The 16,266-nt window shown below is 63.2% G+C and carries 19 protein-coding genes; 2 read left to right on the plus strand and 17 right to left on the minus strand.

The genetic code is table 11. The features are described 5' to 3' along the window. Positions 1-2 precede the first annotated feature (2 nt). Genes H4I92_RS16535 through ccmA form a run of 3 tightly spaced genes read right to left on the minus strand, consistent with a single transcriptional unit; the run spans position 3 to position 2,111 of the window. Positions 3-740 carry a heme ABC transporter permease gene (locus H4I92_RS16535; RefSeq protein WP_077531610.1) on the minus strand — a complete coding sequence of 246 codons (738 nt, stop codon included), beginning with the start codon at positions 738-740 and terminating at the stop codon, positions 3-5. A gap of 20 nt (positions 741-760) precedes the next feature. Further along, a complete protein-coding gene (ccmB, locus tag H4I92_RS16540; protein ID WP_218668242.1) occupies positions 761-1,489 on the minus strand; it encodes a heme exporter protein CcmB in 729 nt (242 codons plus the stop codon). Then, positions 1,476-2,111 (minus strand): cytochrome c biogenesis heme-transporting ATPase CcmA, encoded by a 636-nt coding sequence (gene ccmA / locus H4I92_RS16545; protein ID WP_077531611.1) that lies wholly within the window; start codon positions 2,109-2,111, stop codon positions 1,476-1,478. Before ccmA ends, ccmB begins: the two co-directional genes overlap by 14 nt. Positions 2,112-2,220: 109 nt before the next feature. Here ccmA and fliK point away from each other — a divergent pair, with 109 nt between their 5' ends. Then, a complete protein-coding gene (gene fliK / locus H4I92_RS17105) occupies positions 2,221-3,669 on the plus strand; it encodes a flagellar hook-length control protein FliK (RefSeq protein WP_179105749.1) in 1,449 nt (482 codons plus the stop codon). Then, positions 3,662-3,958, plus strand: a complete 297-nt coding sequence (locus tag H4I92_RS16555) for an EscU/YscU/HrcU family type III secretion system export apparatus switch protein (RefSeq protein WP_143512748.1) — start codon at positions 3,662-3,664, stop codon at positions 3,956-3,958. The genes fliK and H4I92_RS16555 overlap by 8 nt, the downstream gene beginning before the upstream one ends. On the opposite strand, the gene H4I92_RS16560 is transcribed toward H4I92_RS16555, so the two are convergent. From H4I92_RS16560 to flhF, 14 genes are all read right to left on the minus strand, one after another. Next, positions 3,955-4,377, minus strand: a complete 423-nt coding sequence (locus H4I92_RS16560; RefSeq protein WP_077531614.1) for a DUF2802 domain-containing protein — start codon at positions 4,375-4,377, stop codon at positions 3,955-3,957. The genes H4I92_RS16555 and H4I92_RS16560 overlap by 4 nt on opposite strands. A gap of 23 nt (positions 4,378-4,400) precedes the next feature. Beyond that, positions 4,401-4,895, minus strand: coding sequence for a chemotaxis protein CheW (locus tag H4I92_RS16565; RefSeq protein WP_077531615.1), 495 nt, complete (start codon positions 4,893-4,895; stop codon positions 4,401-4,403). 92 nt (positions 4,896-4,987) lie between these two features. Beyond that, entirely contained in the window at positions 4,988-5,935 is a 948-nt protein-coding gene (locus tag H4I92_RS16570) for a chemotaxis protein CheW (RefSeq protein WP_218668243.1), read from the minus strand. A 21-nt stretch (positions 5,936-5,956) separates the two neighbouring features. After that, complete coding sequence (locus H4I92_RS16575; protein WP_077531617.1) at positions 5,957-6,766, minus strand: ParA family protein; 810 nt, start codon at positions 6,764-6,766, stop codon at positions 5,957-5,959. Positions 6,767-6,919: 153 nt separating this feature from the next. Next, a complete protein-coding gene (locus H4I92_RS16580) occupies positions 6,920-7,648 on the minus strand; it encodes an OmpA family protein (RefSeq protein ID WP_077531618.1) in 729 nt (242 codons plus the stop codon). A gap of 10 nt (positions 7,649-7,658) precedes the next feature. Beyond that, positions 7,659-8,402, minus strand: a complete 744-nt coding sequence (locus H4I92_RS16585) for a flagellar motor protein (RefSeq protein ID WP_077531619.1) — start codon at positions 8,400-8,402, stop codon at positions 7,659-7,661. Next, positions 8,402-9,370, minus strand: coding sequence for a protein-glutamate methylesterase/protein-glutamine glutaminase (locus tag H4I92_RS16590; protein WP_077531620.1), 969 nt, complete (start codon positions 9,368-9,370; stop codon positions 8,402-8,404). Before H4I92_RS16590 ends, H4I92_RS16585 begins: the two co-directional genes overlap by 1 nt. Next, positions 9,343-9,735: a response regulator gene (locus H4I92_RS16595; protein WP_077531621.1), complete on the minus strand. Its 393-nt coding sequence runs from the start codon at positions 9,733-9,735 to the stop codon at positions 9,343-9,345. Before H4I92_RS16595 ends, H4I92_RS16590 begins: the two co-directional genes overlap by 28 nt. Positions 9,736-9,797: 62 nt before the next feature. After that, positions 9,798-12,023 carry a chemotaxis protein CheA gene (locus H4I92_RS16600; RefSeq protein ID WP_077531622.1) on the minus strand — a complete coding sequence of 742 codons (2,226 nt, stop codon included), beginning with the start codon at positions 12,021-12,023 and terminating at the stop codon, positions 9,798-9,800. An 11-nt stretch (positions 12,024-12,034) separates the two neighbouring features. Then, entirely contained in the window at positions 12,035-12,820 is a 786-nt protein-coding gene (locus H4I92_RS16605) for a protein phosphatase CheZ (protein ID WP_077531623.1), read from the minus strand. Positions 12,821-12,836: 16 nt separating this feature from the next. Further along, on the minus strand, positions 12,837-13,208 hold the full coding sequence (gene cheY / locus H4I92_RS16610) for a chemotaxis response regulator CheY (RefSeq protein WP_425356591.1): 372 nt from the start codon (positions 13,206-13,208) through the stop codon (positions 12,837-12,839). A gap of 111 nt (positions 13,209-13,319) precedes the next feature. After that, positions 13,320-14,051, minus strand: coding sequence for an RNA polymerase sigma factor FliA (locus H4I92_RS16615; protein ID WP_077531625.1), 732 nt, complete (start codon positions 14,049-14,051; stop codon positions 13,320-13,322). A gap of 46 nt (positions 14,052-14,097) precedes the next feature. Next, positions 14,098-14,904 (minus strand): MinD/ParA family protein, encoded by an 807-nt coding sequence (locus H4I92_RS16620; protein WP_077531626.1) that lies wholly within the window; start codon positions 14,902-14,904, stop codon positions 14,098-14,100. Between the two features lie 59 nt (positions 14,905-14,963). Further along, positions 14,964-16,253 carry a flagellar biosynthesis GTPase FlhF gene (gene flhF / locus H4I92_RS16625; RefSeq protein WP_077531627.1) on the minus strand — a complete coding sequence of 430 codons (1,290 nt, stop codon included), beginning with the start codon at positions 16,251-16,253 and terminating at the stop codon, positions 14,964-14,966. Positions 16,254-16,266 lie beyond the last annotated feature (13 nt).

Here is a 16,266-nt window from a genome sequence, read left to right on the forward strand (position 1 = left end):
CCCTATTGTGCCAGAACCCAGGCCCGAACCCAGCGTGCGCGACGTTCTCTTAACAGAATGTCATTACGCATGCGCCAGAGAATCAGCCAGGCCACCAGCAGATGGAAGCCCAGCAGGCAGATCAGAAGCGGCACCCACATGCTGGCCGGCATGGAAGGGGCTTCCGTCACCTTGATGGTTGCCGGCTGATGCAGCGTGTTCCACCACTCCACCGAATACTTGATGATGGGAATGTTCACTACCCCCACGATCACCAGTATGGCACTGGCGCGTGCGCGCACGTCCGGATCCTCCATGGCACCACGCAGCGCCATCACGCCCAGGTACAGGAACAGCAGCAGGAGCATGGAGGTCAGGCGCGCATCCCAGACCCACCAGGTACCCCAGGTGGGCTTGCCCCAGACCGCGCCGGTCAGCAGCGCCAGAAACGTCATGGCTGCCCCCACGGCGGTGGCGGAGGCGATGAAGGTATCGGCCATTTTCATCCGCCACACAAGCCCCACCACACCGGCGACGGCCATGGCCACATAGAGTGACTGCCCGAGATAGGCCGAGGGCACGTGGATAAAGATGATGCGGTAGCTGTCGCCCTGCTGGTAGTCGGCGGGCGCGAACAGCAGCCCCCAGACCACACCCACCGTCAGAACGATCAGCGCGGACCACCCCAGCCAGGGCATCAACCGACCGGCGATGCCGAAGAACCACTTGGGGGAGCCCAGCTTGTGAAACCATTGCCACATGCGGCGATCCTCAGTTCATTTCACCCATTGGAAACGCTGATGCGCAGCGCTCCGGCGATGGCCAGCGGTGCCAGCACCACCGCCAGCGACAGCATGGCCCCGAGCAGTGCCAGATGCCCGATGATGGAGGCGCCTTCCACGGCGGCTGTCACCGCGCCGGTGCCGAAGATCAGCACCGGCACATAGAACGGGGTCATGATCAGCACAAGCAGCACGCCACTGCCGCGCAGGCTCACCGTCAGCGCGGCGCCGATCGCCCCGACCAGTACCAGAACGGGCGTGCCCGCGAGCAGCGTCAGAACCAGAACCAGCCCGATCGCGGGCGTGAGGTGCAGCATGACACCCAGCACGGGCACCAGCAGCACTAGGGGCAGCACCGTCGTGACCCAGACGGCGGCGACCCGCGCCAGCGCCAGCAGCGCCAGCGGCTGGGGTGACAGTACCCATTGTTCCAGATGCCCATCCGCATAGTCATTGCGGAACAACAAGTTCAGCGACAGGAGTATGGACAGCAGCGCTGCCACCCAGATGATGCCCGGCCCGGCCTGGCGCAGGAATTCCGGCTCCGGGCTCACGCCCAGCGGAAACAGGGAGACGATGAGCACGAAGAACACCAGGGGATTGATCAGGTCCTGGCGGTTACGGAACGCAATAAGCCATTCCCGGCGCACGGTCTCGAAAGCCGCCCTCAGCCAGCCACCCTCCTGTTCCCGGAGGCTTACCGGAACCCTGGCTTCAGACCGCATCATGCCCCTCCCCCAGAGTCAGTGCCTGTACGCCCTCCAGCTCCAGACGGTGATGGGTCGTCAGGATGACCGCGCCACCGGCATGCACCCGGTTGGCCAGCAGGGCCTCAAGCTGGCTCACTGCCTCCCGGTCCACCGCCGTGAAGGCCTCGTCCAGGATCCAGAGAGGGGCGCTGGAAAGATACAGGCGGGCCAGTGCCACCCGCCGCTGCTGACCCGCGGAAAGCTGCGCCGCCAGGAGATCCTCATACCCGGCAAGCCCCGCGTCCGACAGTGCCGCCATCACCTGTTCGGGCACCGCGGGCGTGCGCATGGCCTGCCACCCGGCCAGATTCTCATAAGCAGTCAGGGAGGGTGAAACACCGGCATTGTGCCCCAGAAACAGCAGGTTCGCCTGGTACTGGGTCCTGACCCGGTGCACCGGCTCCCCCTGCCAGAGCAGTTCCCCCTCGAAAGCTGGATTCAGACCTGCCAGTATCCGCAGCAGAGTCGTCTTGCCAGCGCCATTGGGGCCCGCAATCCGCCACAGTTCGCCCCCGCTGACCCTCAGATCAAGGCCGCTGAACAGGGGACGGTCATCGCGCTCACAGTGGATCTTCCGGGCTTCGAGCAGGGTGCTGGTCATGGTCCATCCGGCCGGTGGGTTCTGCGGGTTGGGTCTGCCCCCGGCGGGCGCCTATTATATAGAAAACGGTCGGCTTTTGCCGCCATCAACGGCCACGGGGAATACCGTCGTGAAAGTGCCTGTTCTTTCGCTGCTGACACGAACCGCCAGCAGCCAGCCCACCGGGGCCGACCCAGCCCGTCTGGCGACGCAGCTTGAGCGCGCCGGCCTGCGTGAGGGCGAGCCGCGCCTGGCCCGGCTGCTCAGTGCCGATGGTGGCAGCCGCCCCGCCGGTGACGGCAGCCGGGCGGCCCCCAACACCCGGCTGCTGCTGGAGGTGGGCGGCCAGCGGCTGCCCGTGCGCAGCGACCAGGCGCTGGATACGGGCACCATGGTCAAGGTCATGCGTGCAGGGAATGAACTGCGCCTTATCGAGAGTCTCCAGCAGCCCTCACGCAGCACCCTGAGCCAGTCACTCGCCAACCGGATTCCTTTCCAGCACGACCTTGGGCAGGGCCTCAGCCGGCTCGCCGCCCAGACCAATGACCCTGCCCTGCCCCAGCAGATCCGTCAGGGCCTGGCCCAGCTGACCCGGCTCATGCCCCCGGCGCCCCCCTCGGCACAGGGAACCGGCGCGCAGGCCACTCCGTCTCCAGCAATGCCCGGGGTGGGGATGGCAACCGGGTCCGCGACGGCCGCCACCAGCAGTGGTACGGGCCAGAACGCGCTCCCGGCCCTGGACAGCATGAGCGGAGCGCAGGTCCGTGAATGGATCAGCCAGAGCGGGCTCTTCCGGGAAGCCAGCATGCTCCGCCAACCCCCGGCAGGCGGCGCGGAAAACACGGCCCAGCCCCGCGCCGACCTCAAAAGTCAGCTTATCCAGCTGGCCGCGCAGCTGCTGCCCCGGGTAACCGGCACCTCGTCAGACCAGAGCGGTGACAGCCTTCACCGCCTGATCGGCCAGCTGGGCCCCATGGCAACCTCCTCAATGGATGATACCGGCGCCCTGCGCTTTCCAACCTCGCCGGCCAGCACTTCCTCCACCAGCACGGGCACCGGCGCCAGCAACAGTTCCATGGGGGCCGGGGAGATGCTTCGGCTCCTGGCGGGGATGATCAACCGGCTGACGGTCAACCAGCTCCATTCACAGGCCGCCAGCGCCGGCACCGACGCGAATGCACCCAACCAGACCTGGATCCTGGAATTGCCCTGGGTTTCAGGCAATCAGGAAGTGCGGATCCTGCAGGGGCGGCTTGAGGAGTACGGCCCACGGGACACGGACCCGGACGATGACGGTGGTAACCGCTCCCTGGAGCGGGAATGGCGACTGACCCTGGCCCTGTCCTTTGACACGACGGGTCCGCTGTACTTTGAGGTCAACCTTCGCGGGCGCCAGCTCAGGACCCAGGTCTGGGCCGAGAAACCGGCCACTGTGGAGCTGATCGAGAGCACCCGGGAGCGACTGGAAACAGCACTTTCGAAGCTGGATCTGGATGTGTCACCGGTGGAGTGCATGGAGGGACAGCCTCCGGCCCGGATCACCCGGCTCACCCAGCAACTGGTGGATGAACATGCCTGAGAATAATGACCATGAGGCGGCCATTGCCCTGACCTATGACGGCACGAACGCGCCCACTGTCTCGGCCACAGGGCAGGACGATCTGGCCCGGGAGATGATCCGTATCGCGCAGGAGAATGGTGTGCCGCTCTACGAGGATCCGGATCTGGCAGCGTTACTCAGCCGGCTCGATCTCGGCGAGGCGATTCCCGAAACACTCTATCGGGTCATTGCTGAGATCCTGGCCTACAGCTTCTATCTACAAGGATTCACCCCGGAGGATTTCCGGGATGGGAGAGAGAAAAGCTAGACGACTTCGTCCGTTCCGGCATGCTCATGACCCCGTGTCTGGCCCTTGCGCAACGCGGATACCAGCTCCGCTTCCGGCCGGGAAATGCCGCAGGAGTTCATCAGGTCCTCGGTACCGGCACCCAGCTCCACCAGCTTGGAAGCTTCATCATAGGGCACCCGGAGAGGGTCGTTAAGGCGCATCTCCTCCAGGGCGCCACTGAGGCGGTGAAGGGACTGCTCGCAGGCCACAAGGCGACGCCCCACCCCCATGCTGCCGCTGCTGACCGCGTGCAGCTCCCGGCCCAGGTCGTCGCAACGCTGGCGCCAATGCGCCTCCATGCGATTCATCCGGATCCGGTTGGCGACGCCCTGCGCCGCAACCAGTGCAATGGCCAGAGCCGTAATGGCCCAGGGAAGAAGTGTGTCGATCATGTCCATGCCAGACTCCTGTCGCTGACCGTCTAGAGCGCCTCGATCTCGGCCCACTCCTCGTCGGTCAGCATTTTCTCGAATGCCACCAGAATCACCAGTTCACCCTCACGGTTGCAGACACCGTGAATGAAGCGGGCACTTTCCTCGTTACCTACATTGGGCGCGCTCTCGATTTCGCTCTGGCGGATGTAGATGACCTCGGCCACTGCATCCACCATGATGCCAATCACCTGCTCCTCGGCCTCAAGCACCACAATGCGCGTGGAGTCCGTGACTTCGCCATCCGGCAGACCGAAACGGCGCCGTGTGTCGATCACCGTCACGACATTGCCCCGCAGGTTGATAATGCCGAGAACGTAATCCGGCGCTCCTGGCACCGGGGCGATTTCCGTATACCGCAGCACTTCCTGGATCTGCATCACGTTCAGGCCATAGGTCTCATCCGCCAGCCGGAAGGTCACATACTGCAGCACCGGGTCATCACTGCTCTGCTGGGCCGCGTTCTGAATGCTCTGGGTCGCCATATCCGCCTCTCTGTCCGGGCAACTGTCAATATTTCATCATTGCGCACCCTGCACTATAGAACAGAGCACAAACTGTGCCACTCCCTGGCGTATCAGCGATCAAGATCCGGATTGCGCTCGGTTTCCGCTTTCTGCAGCAGTGTGGCCATCCGGGACACATCCAACAGGGCGCACATCTCCTTTTTGATTGTGCCTGCCAGCCACTGCCGACGGCCACCCTCACTGCGCCATTTAACCTCGTCCGGCTGGACATGGAAGGACTGGGCCACGTCATCGCAGGCCAGCCCCCAGGCGCTATCTCCGAGCTGGATGACAAACCGGTAGCCGTCCCGGAACTCATCCCGGTAGCGATCCGGCATGACCCAGCGTGCCGTATCGGCAACCCTGATGGTATGCCCGCCCACACGCAGCAATCCCATGAACCAGTCCGGCCGGCCGAACAGCGGCGTGAGTTCCCGCTCAAGCCGGTGGACCTGCCCCAGCAGCACCAACGGCACCGCCAGCTGAAGACCGGCCACCCGAAAAATAAGGCATTCAAAGCCTTCCTGTGCCCAGGGCGGGCGGCCATTGCGCCAGGTTCCCGTCTCCGCCACTGGTTCAGGGGATGGTGCCACAGCCTCAGAAATAACCTGTTGCGGCTCAGGCTCAGGCTCAGGCTCAGGCTCAGGCTCAGGCTCAGGCTCAGGCTCAGGCTCAGGCTCAGGCTCAGGCTCAGGCTCAGGCTCAGGCTCAGGCAGCGTATCCGTTTTTACCTCAGTCTCAAGCGCTTCGGGGACAGGGTGTGCTTCTTCTTCAGGGTCCGGTTCCAGGCCGGCCTCGGGTGTCTGCTCGAGACTCCGGATGACCGGACTCACCAGTGCCTGATTCAGAACAGGTCTTTCCGCCTCGGCCAGCTGGGCCCGACGGGCACGCGCCCGGCGGCGTTCCGGTACCCCACCATCACGTTCCTCCGCCCACGGGGTGTCATCACCGGGCGACAGGAGTTCATCGAGGTAATCCCCGATGATCGAATCCTGCCTGTTACGGTCACGCCCTGCCACTGTCCGGCCTCCTCCGCGGATCTACCGCGCCTCCGCAGTCTGGCGACTGCGCCCGTCATCACCCAGCTTCTCCTGCAGATCGGAAAGCAGGCGGCGATACGCGCGTATCCCCTGGGAATCCCGGGAGACAGCCGTCGGAACCACGCCTTTCTGGCTGGCATCCCGCAGGCGTGTATCCACCGGAATGGCGAACCGCCAAAGCTCATCGCCGTAATCCCGTCGCAACTGGTTCAGGCTCTGAACCGAGGCTTGGGTCCGCCGGTCGTACATGGTTGGAATAATCGTATAGCCCAGTTCGTTCTTCTGACTTTTCATGACCATCTGCAGCGTATTCAGCATCCGGTCCAGCCCCTTGAGCGCCAGAAACTCGGTCTGCACCGGCATAAGAAGGTGCTGGGCGGCTGCCAGCGCGTTGATCATCAGTACCCCGAGTGAGGGGGAGTTGTCGAGCAGAACATAGTCATAATCGTCCCAGAGCGTGGACAGTGAGCGTGAAATCACCAGCCCCATGCCAGCGACACCGACACTGCGGCGCTCAAGCGTGGCCAGGGCGCTGGAGGCCGGCAGCAGGTGCAGACCGGAATGGGCGGTCTCGGTGATCAGTTGCGCCGGCAACCCGGGCGCCACCTTGCCCTCATGCTGGAACAGATCATACACCGAATGCTCAATGGCATCCGGGTCATGACCGAAATAGGAGGTCACAGAGCCATGGGGATCCAGATCCACCATCAGCACCCGGTGCCCGGCATCCGCAAGCAATCCACTCAGCGCAACCACGGTGGTGGTCTTGCCCACGCCACCCTTCTGATTCGCCACTGTCCAGATTCGCACCCTTTACTCCCCTGACGTTCACGGTCCCCGCCGCGGCCAACCCTTGCCGCCGGAAACCAGGCCCGGCGGCCCTGTGCCGACGCTACCCCTTTATGAAGGGGACTCGCCGTCCATTTGACTGCTGACGACGAAAAAGCAGATTCCATGCCAGATTCAGCGCTGCCCCGGTGCGGCCGGGATGCTCCCCTGCGCACCAATGACTAGGGTTACACGGCGGTTACGCGCCCGCCCGCGTTCTGTATCATTGCGCGCCACCGGGTGATTGTCACCATAGCCGAGCGCGGCCAGCCGTTCGCCGTCGATCCCGCTGTCTTCAAGCAGGCGCACCACGGCCCCCGCACGCGCTGCGGAGAGTTCCCAGTTGGAGGGGAACCGGCCCGTTCTGATCGGCAGATTGTCAGTATGACCCTCGACGACGATGGCATTATCCTGCGATGCCAGCACCCCGGCGATACGCACAATTGCGGTCTGCGCTTCGGGGCCCGGCAACACCCCGCCACTACGGAAAACCAGGTCCCCGGGCAACGTCACTTCCATCCACTGGGCGCCTTCGCGGAACCGGATCTGGTCAGCCCCCACCAGCCCGTCCAGCGCGCTACCCAGCTCTTCACGCAACCCCGGATCGGAGAACCCCTGGGCCACGCTGCCTGATTCAGCCGGAGCGGTAATGGGTTCTCCGACCGGGATGGGTGTTATGGTGCGTGGCGTTCCCGTGAAAACACCCTGGACGGCGTCGGAAAGCTTCCGTACCTCATCCTGCTCCGCGGTGGAAATGGCATAGAGAAAGACAAAGAAACCGAAAAGCACCGTGACGAAATCGGCATAGGACACCAGCCAGCGGTCGTTGCTTGGTCCTTCGCTGTCACTGCGGCGGCGCCTCATGGTGAGCTCCTCAGCGGTGCATGAAACCCTGCAGCCGCAGTTCGATGGTGTTCGGGTTCTCCCCCTCCAGCACACTGAGAAGGCCGTCGATCATCATCTCCTGATAGCGGCTGCGGTAATGGACCAGACTCCGGAGCTTACTGGCCACCGGGAAGCACAGCAGGTTCGCCAGCGCGATGCCGTAGATGGTGGCCACGAAGGCGGTGGCAATGCCCGTTCCCACCTGGGCTGGGTCCTCGAGGTGTGTCATGACCTGGATCAGGCCCATAACCGCACCGATGATGCCGATGGTGGGCGCATAGCCTCCCATGGACTCGAACACTCGGGCGGCTTCCAGGTCACCCTGTTCCCGGGATTCCAGATCGGTTTCAAGCATGGACCGGATGGTTTCCGGTTCCAGACCGTCCACCAGCAGCTGAAGCCCCTTGCGGGCGAAGGGTTCGGTTTCCTGCTCGGCTACCGACTCAAGGCCCAGAATGCCATCCTTACGGGATTTCATGCTCCAGCCGACCACTTTCTCAACGCCGTCGCCCATACTGACGTCCGGGGGCGAGAACACCCAGCGCAGCAGAACTGTGGCCCGGCGCAGCACCCCGCTGGGCGTCTGAAGGGTGATCGCCGCAAGGGTGCCGCCTATGACGATCACCACAGCGGGCAGATTGATCAGCGAGCCCAGGGTGCCACCCTCGAGGACGGTTCCCCCAAGCAGTGCGGCAAACGCCAGTATGACCCCAAGCAGGCTGAGCGGATCCATCAGGTGACGCCCTCGGTCAGCCGGCCCGCGACCCGGTCCAGCGGCAGTACCTCATCGGTCAGCCCCGCCTTGGCCACGGCCATGGGCATACCATAGATCACCGAAGTTTTTTCATCCTGGGACCAGACCACGGACCCGGACTGTTTCATCAGACGGCAGCCTTCCTTGCCGTCCGCCCCCATACCCGTGAGGATCACGGCCAGGGTCTTGCCGGGATAACCGCGGGCGATCGAGCCGAAGGTGACGTCCACGCACGGCCGGTAGTTGAGGCGGCCATCGTCCGGTATAACCCGGATGCGGCCGACGCCACCCTTCTTTTCCACCAGCATCTGCTGTCCACCCGGAGCGAGCAGTGCTACCCCGGGTTCAAGCGTATCGCCATCCTGTGCCTGGCGCACCTTGATACGACAGAGCTTGTCCAGCCGGTCCGCGAAGGCCAGCGTGAAACTGGCCGGCATGTGCTGGACCAGGATGATGGGAGCCGGAAAATTCGCGGGAAGCTCGGCCAGGACTTTCTGGAGGGCAATAGGGCCACCAGTGGAGGTGCCTATGGCCACCACGTCGTAATGACGGGCTGGCGTCCGGCGCTGGCCACCACCACTGCTTTCGGCGGGCTCGGCAGCGGTGGTGCCCGCCTGGCGGGACTCGGGCCGCTGCCGGCGTTCCGGCACTGCTGGCCGGCTGGGCGCCTGTTCGCGGGCCGCGGGCGAAGCGGCGGCACTGCTCGCGCCAGCTGGCGCTGAACCGGCGCCAGGCCGAGTGCCTCCGCCGCGGCCGGGATGGCTCCGCGCCACCTCAAGCAGGCGCTTGCGCAGAATCTCCTGAAGGCGGCTGGATGAGCGGGCAATCTCCTCGAAGTTCTTGGGCAGGAAATCCACCGCCCCCGCCTCGAGGGCGTCCAGCGTCACGCGTGCCCCCTCGTAGGTGAGCGAGGAGAACATCAGAACCGGTGTGGGGCGGGTTTCCATGATCTNTCCTGAAGGCGGCTGGATGAGCGGGCAATCTCCTCGAAGTTCTTGGGCAGGAAATCCACCGCCCCCGCCTCGAGGGCGTCCAGCGTCACGCGTGCCCCCTCGTAGGTGAGCGAGGAGAACATCAGAACCGGTGTGGGGCGGGTTTCCATGATCTTCCGGACTGCCGTGATGCCGTCCATTACCGGCATCTCGTAGTCCATGGTGACCACATCCGGACGGTGTTTCTCCACCAGGCTCAGGGCCTCCTGCCCATTGGTGGCAGTGGCCACGACCTGCAGTTCGCCGGTGGCGGAGAGGATCTCTGTCAGGCGTTTTCGGAAAAACCCGGAATCATCAACAACAAGGACGGAAACCGTCATCCAAGACTCCAATCACTGGGTCCGGCCCTCGGTGCTGCTGCGCCGGTGAGACGGACTAATTATCAGGCGTAATGCTGGAGGAGGCTGGGCACATCAAGAATCAGCGCGATGGTGCCATCCCCGGTGATGGTGGCCCCGGCCATGCCCGCCGTTCCCTGGAGCATCTTGCCCAGCGGCTTGATGACCACCTCTTCCTGACCGATCAGCTGGTCGACCACAAAGCCCACGCGCTTGGTACCGACCGCGACCACCACTACATGGGCGTCGGTATCGTCGGTCTCGACGGAGGCACCCTCAACCAGCCATTTCTTGATGTAGAACAGCGGGTACACGTGATCCCGGACCACGATGCACTCACGCCCGTCCACGATGTTCTTCTTGCTGAGATCGAGATGGAAGATCTCGACCACGTTCACCAGCGGCAGCGCAAACGGCTGATTCTCGAGCTTCACCATCAGGGTTGGCATGATCGCCAGGGTCAGCGGCACCTTGATTACGATGCGCGACCCACGCCCAAGCTCCGAGTCGATATCGATGGAGCCGTTGAGCTGGTTGATCTTGGTCTTGACCACATCCATGCCCACACCACGGCCTGAGACATCGGATATCTCGGTCTTGGTGGAGAAGCCCGGAGCGAAGATCAGCTGGTAGCATTCGTTCTCCGTCAGGCGATCCGCCGCCTCCTGCTCGTACACGCCCTTCTCAACTGCCTTGCGCCGCAGGGCCTCAGGGTCCATGCCGCCGCCATCATCCTCGATCACCAACTGGATGTGGTCGCCTTCCTGCTCCGCGGACAGTGCCACGCGGCCGACGCGCGGCTTGCCGTTACGCTCGCGCTCATCCGGCATCTCCACGCCATGGTCCACGGCGTTGCGCACCAGATGCACCAGCGGGTCGGACAGGGCCTCGACGAGGTTCTTGTCGAGGTCAGTGTCCTCACCGCTCATGCTGAGGTTCACTTCCTTCTCCAGGCTGCGGGCCAGATCCCGGACAACCCGGGGGAAGCGCCCGAACACCTTCTTGATCGGCTGCATCCGGGTCTGCATCACGGAGGACTGCAGATCCCCGGTGACCACATCCAGGTTCGAGACCGTCTTCTGCACGCGCCCGTCTTCCAGCTCATCACTGAGGCGCTTGAGCCGGTTACGGATGAGCACCAACTCACCCACCATGTTCATGATGTCATCAAGACGACGGGTGTCGACCCTGACCGTGGACTCCGCGGCCGCGGCAGCCTGGTCCTTGCCGCCACCCCCGCCACCTCCGGCGGCGGGTTTCTGTTCGCCACCACTCCTGCTGCCACCACCGGCGCCTCCTCCCGCCGCAGGAGTCTGTCCTTTGGATGCGGTTTTTTCCGCAGGGGCCGAGGCGTCAGGTGCTGCCGGGGTTCCAGGAGCTTCCCCGGCGGCTGCAGGGGCTTCAGAAACTTCAGGCTGTGACGGCTCAGGCTGGCTGGTACTTCCGGTGGTCTCCGGCTTGAACTGGCCAGGGCCATGCAGTTCATCCAGCAGGGATTCGAATTCATCCTCACTGATCTCGTCATCATCACCCGAGGAGGACTCGTTCCCCGCACTGCCCTGATCGCCACCACTGCCAGAGCTCACCGCTTGCGGCGCGGGGGGCGCACCGGCGTGCTGGCCCTCACCATGGAGCTGATCCAGAAGCGCTTCGAATTCGTCCTCGCTAATCTCATCGTCACCACCGGAGGAGCTCTCCGACTGGGCCGGTTCAGCGGACTGTGACTCACCCTGGCCGCCCTGATCCTTAGGATCGATCGCATCAAGCAGCTGCTCGAATTCATCGTCGGTGATATCCCCTTCCTGATCCCCGCTCTGTGCTGCTGACTGCTGCTGGCCCCCTGCGGGCCGGGCGGTTCCAGTACCTCCGCCGTCCTCACTTTCCGGTTTCGCCAGCCGGGCCAGCTGTTCCAGAAGCTGCGGGTCGGCGGGTGTTGGCGCCTCGCGGCTGCGGACCTCGTCAAACTGGGTATTGACTACGTCCAGTGCCTTCAGCACCACATCCATCAGGTTGGAATCGACCGTGCGCCCACCGTTGCGCAGCGTATCGAACACATTCTCGGCCTTGTGGCAGCAGTCCACCAGAGCGTCAAGCTGCATGAAACCAGCACCGCCCTTGACGGTATGGAACCCCCGGAAAATGGCATTCAGAAGATCCGTATCATCCGGGTTGTTCTCAAGTTCCACCAGCTGCTCAGAAAGCTGCTCAAGTATCTCACCGGACTCAACCAGGAAGTCCTGGAGGATCTCTTCGTCCGCATCCAACGCCATGCAACGTCTCCTTAAAAGCCGAGACTGGACAGCAGGTCGTCAACCTCGTCCTGTCCGGAAACCACATCCTGCTGCGAGTCGTCGATCTGGGGACCCTCGCCCCTGCTGCTCACTGCGTCTTCCTGACTGCCTTCTTCCTGATCATGAACCAAACCAGTAATCCTATCCACATCACTGGCCATGACCATCAACTTCACCAGGTGATCCTCCACCTCCTTCACCAGCGAGGTCACACGCTGGATGACCTGGCCGGTAAGGTCCTGGAAGTCCTGCGCCAGCAGGATTTCGGAAAGATTGCCGTGCAGCCGGTCCGAGTCCGAAACGATACGATCCAGAAAAGCATCGATCCGCCGGTACAGTTCACGGAACTCGGAAGGCTTCATCTCGCGCCGGCGCAGCCTTCCCCAGTCCTCCCGGATGGCATTGGCCTCCTCGCGCAGGTTGGAGGCCACCGGCATGGTGTCCTCGACCAAGTCCATGGTCTTGTTGGCCGAGCGGCTGGTCAGCTGAACAACGTAATCCAGGCGGTCAGAAGCATCCGCCATTTTGGACAGCTCTTCCTGCTGCTCACGGTTTTCCGCCTTGATCTCAAAATTGCGCAGTGCTTCATGGAGGCTGCGTGTCAGGCGGCCAACCTCGCGATAAAGGCTGCGATCGCGCACCTCGCCCAGCTCAGCGATACGTTGCATGGCCTCGCTGATATTGCCCTGGTCAAGGGCTTCCTTGAGGCCAGTGGCGTGCTCTTTGAGCTCATCCGCCACTTCCTCGGTAATGTCTTCCCGGTTGAGCTCACTCATGCTGTCTACACCTGGTTCACTCGACACGTTCAAAGATCTTCTCGATCTTGTCCTTGAGGACCGCGGCCGTGAACGGCTTGACCACATAGCCGTTCACCCCCGCCTGGGCGGCGGCCACGATCTGGTCCCGCTTGGCCTCAGCGGTCACCATCAGAATGGGAAGATGTTTGAGATTCTCGTCCGCCCGGACTGCCTGAAGCAGCTCCATGCCGCTCATGCCGGGCATGTTCCAATCGGTCACCAGAAAGTCGAACTTGCCGTTGCGCAGCATGGGCAGCGCGGTATTACCATCATCCGCCTCCTCGATGTTGTTGAAGCCGAGGTCGCGCAGCAGGTTCCTCACGATCCGTCTCATCGTGGAGAAATCATCCACAACAAGAATCTTCATGTTCTTGTCCAAAACAGCCTCCAAACACTCCGGTTGTTGTCACGTCTGCCTGAGCGGCCCGTGCACCAACACTCACTTTCACAGTCTAGACGTTTGTTGCGATCTCACCAGTCAGCCTCCAGTGCGCTCGAGCATGCGCGCCCTCAACCGGGCCGCGGCCTGGCCGTGGATCTGGCTCACGCGGGATTCACTGACCTCAAGAACCGCTCCGATTTCCTTGAGGTTGAGTTCCTCCTGATAGTACAGCGACAGCACCAGACGCTCCCTTTCCGGCAGGCGCTCAATCTCTCCGGTCAGGGCGCTTCGGAAATCCGCATCCTGAAGTTCACCCTCGGGTCCGTCCTGTGGGGCTTGGTCATTGATGTGCTCGTTCTTCTCGGTCAGCTCATCCAGGCTGAACAGCCGACCGGTGGTCGCATCACTGGCCCGGCTGTGGTAATCGTCCAGCGATACCCCGAGTTCCCCTGCGATTTCCGCGTCCTTGGCATCACGGCCTTCACGCGCCTCGATGGTCTGGATCGCCTCCGAGATGCGGCGTGCATTGCGGTGCACTGAGCGCGGCACCCAATCGCCCCGGCGGATCTCGTCCACGATGGCGCCGCGGATACGGATCCCCGCATAGGTCTCAAAGGTCGCCCCCTGGCCGGACTCGTACCGGCGCGCCGCCTCCAGAAGCCCAATCATGCCGGCCTGCATCAGGTCCTCGAGCTGGATATGCTCGGGCAGGCGCACCATCAGATGCAACGCGATTTTCTTGACCAGCGGCATGTGGGTCTCCACGAGCTCGTCCACATCCGCCCGGCGGGTCTGCGTGTAGAGATCCAGCGGCCCGGACTGCGTCATGGTTTGGCCACTCCCGTAAGCCCCTGCTCAAGGATGGAACGCCCTGTCAGTCCTGCACAAGCCGTTCAACAAAAAATTCAAGATGGCCCCTTGGCGATGATGGCAGCGGCCACTGGTCCACCTTCCTGGCCAGCTCCCGGAACGCCTGGGAGGCCTTCGCCCCCGGGTATACGTCCATGACGGCTTTCTGGCGCCGCACCGCTTTCTTGACCGAGTCATCAAGGGGGATAGTGCCCACGTACTGCAGGGCCACATCCAGGAACCTCTCGGTAACCCGGTAAAGCTTGTCGTAGACCGCCTTACCATCCTGCTCGGTACGCACCATGTTTGCCAGAACCCGGAACCGGTGGGTGTCATAATCCCGGTTCATCAGCTTGATCAGCGCGTAGGTGTCGGTGATGGAAGTGGGCTCGTCGTTGACCACCAGAATCATCTCCTGGGAGGCCCGAAGAAAACTGACCACGGATTCCGAGATGCCCGCCGCTGTATCCACAATGAGTACGTCGATATCGTCGCCGAGTTCACTGAACGCGGAAATCAGCCCAGCGTGCTCCATGTGGCTGAGGTTGGTCATGCGCTGGGTGCCGGACGAGGCCGGTACAATGCGGATCCCCCCGGGACCATCGACGAGAATGTCACTGAGCGTACACTCACCGGCGAGCACATCGGAGATGTTGTAGGTGGCGGTGATCCCCAGAAGCACATCGATGTTGGCAAGACCCAGGTCGGCGTCAAGCACAACCACCCGCTGGCCCATCTCACAGAGCGCGATGCCGAGATTGACCGAGACGTTGCTCTTGCCGACGCCGCCCTTGCCACCAGTGACCGCGATCACCTGTACCGGTTTACTCATGCGGAATGGGCTCTCCCGTCCTGTTGCTGTTGCATTGTGAGGAGACGCCCGATCCCATGTCAGGCGCCTTCGGCCATGGCGCTTTCACCGCGGTTAAGCGCCTGGTGACGGCGCACCGCCTGCTTGACCAGATCCCCGGAACCCGCGCGGTGCAGGTCATCGGGAATCTTCTGACCGTTGGTGTAGAATGCGACGGGCAGCCGACTCTGCGCCGCAAAGCCCACCACTTCGCCCAGAGTCAGGGCCTCGTCTGTTTTGGTCAGGATGCAGCCCGCCAACCCGACTGCATTATAGCAATGCCACGTCGATTGCATAATGCGCGGCTGGCTTGTCGCCGAAATCAACAGGTAGGGCCGCACTGGATGGCGACTGCTAACCAGCTCCTCAATCTGCTCCTGCCAACCCCGGTCGGCCGCCGTGAGGCCCGCCGTATCGATCAGGATCAGCTTGCGGTCCGACAGATCATCCAGAATGGCGTCCAGGCTGTTGGCTTCGTCCACCACCCGCACCGGCACATTCAGAATGCGGCCGAATACGAACAGCTGCTCATGGGCTGCTACACGATAGCGGTCCGTGGTCACCAGCGCCAGCTGTTCCGCCCCATGACGCAGAACAAACTGCGCCGCCATCTTGCCGATGGTGGTGGTCTTACCGGAGCCGGTGGGCCCGAGCAGGGCATAGATGCCACCACGCTCCAGTGGATTCTCCCGCGCGGTTTCCACCCGGGCCGCAAGCGCCTTAAGCGCGCTTTTCCAGCCAGCGTCCAACCGCCCCTGACCATGTTCGGCAGCCAGCTCGCGGCCCTGATCGCGCGGCAGCCCCAGATCCTGGAGCCGATCCGACAACCGCTGCTCCACCACGCCCTGAGTCTTTTCACCGGGTTTCGAGGTGCCCTGCTGGCCACTCATCTGCTGCAGCATATCCCTCAGGGAATGGATCTCAGCACGCATGGAGCTCAGCGCATCCCCCGATTCACCCGGCGACCTGGTGTTTTCCATCTCAACCTCCGGCTCCGCGCCGCCCACGGCCGCTGGCCCCACCGGTTCCTGACTGTGGTGCGAGCGCTGCTGCACCTCGCTGATGTGGGCCCGGGATTTCGCCATGGCCTCTTCCAGCTTACGGTGTTTCTCCGCCTGAAGCTCAGCCAGACGCGAGGCGTTGGCCTTGTCCTCGTCCGCCACGCCCAGCTGGCTCCGCACCTCGCCTTCGTCGTAATCCAGTGCCGTCACGATTTCGACGCCGTCCTCAACCCGCTTGCTCGAGAGGATCACCGCGTCATCACCCATCTGGCTGCGGACCATCCGCAGGGCCTCGGGCATGGAAGGAGCAAAAAAGCGTTTGACTTGCATGGCAGGGAACCTC

Origin of the sequence: Vreelandella halophila (assembly GCF_019903425.1) — a bacterium.
GTDB lineage: Bacteria > Pseudomonadota > Gammaproteobacteria > Pseudomonadales > Oleiphilaceae > Halospina > Halospina halophila.

Bases quoted from the DNA above. Each gene is read 5' to 3' on its own strand.
- H4I92_RS16535 (WP_077531610.1), bottom strand. From the start codon at position 740: ATGTGGCAATGGTTTCACAAGCTGGGCTCCCCCAAGTGGTTCTTCGGC.
- ccmB (WP_218668242.1), bottom strand. From the start codon at position 1,489: ATGATGCGGTCTGAAGCCAGGGTTCCGGTAAGCCTCCGGGAACAGGAG.
- ccmA (WP_077531611.1), bottom strand. From the start codon at position 2,111: ATGACCAGCACCCTGCTCGAAGCCCGGAAGATCCACTGTGAGCGCGAT.
- H4I92_RS16555 (WP_143512748.1), top strand. From the start codon at position 3,662: ATGCCTGAGAATAATGACCATGAGGCGGCCATTGCCCTGACCTATGAC.
- H4I92_RS16560 (WP_077531614.1), bottom strand. From the start codon at position 4,377: ATGGACATGATCGACACACTTCTTCCCTGGGCCATTACGGCTCTGGCC.
- H4I92_RS16565 (WP_077531615.1), bottom strand. From the start codon at position 4,895: ATGGCGACCCAGAGCATTCAGAACGCGGCCCAGCAGAGCAGTGATGAC.
- H4I92_RS16580 (WP_077531618.1), bottom strand. From the start codon at position 7,648: ATGAGGCGCCGCCGCAGTGACAGCGAAGGACCAAGCAACGACCGCTGG.
- H4I92_RS16585 (WP_077531619.1), bottom strand. From the start codon at position 8,402: ATGGATCCGCTCAGCCTGCTTGGGGTCATACTGGCGTTTGCCGCACTG.
- H4I92_RS16590 (WP_077531620.1), bottom strand. From the start codon at position 9,370: ATGGAAACCCGCCCCACACCGGTTCTGATGTTCTCCTCGCTCACCTAC.
- H4I92_RS16600 (WP_077531622.1), bottom strand. From the start codon at position 12,023: ATGGCGTTGGATGCGGACGAAGAGATCCTCCAGGACTTCCTGGTTGAG.
- H4I92_RS16605 (WP_077531623.1), bottom strand. From the start codon at position 12,820: ATGAGTGAGCTCAACCGGGAAGACATTACCGAGGAAGTGGCGGATGAG.
- cheY (WP_425356591.1), bottom strand. From the start codon at position 13,208: ATGAAGATTCTTGTTGTGGATGATTTCTCCACGATGAGACGGATCGTG.
- H4I92_RS16615 (WP_077531625.1), bottom strand. From the start codon at position 14,051: ATGACGCAGTCCGGGCCGCTGGATCTCTACACGCAGACCCGCCGGGCG.
- H4I92_RS16620 (WP_077531626.1), bottom strand. From the start codon at position 14,904: ATGAGTAAACCGGTACAGGTGATCGCGGTCACTGGTGGCAAGGGCGGC.
- flhF (WP_077531627.1), bottom strand. From the start codon at position 16,253: ATGCAAGTCAAACGCTTTTTTGCTCCTTCCATGCCCGAGGCCCTGCGG.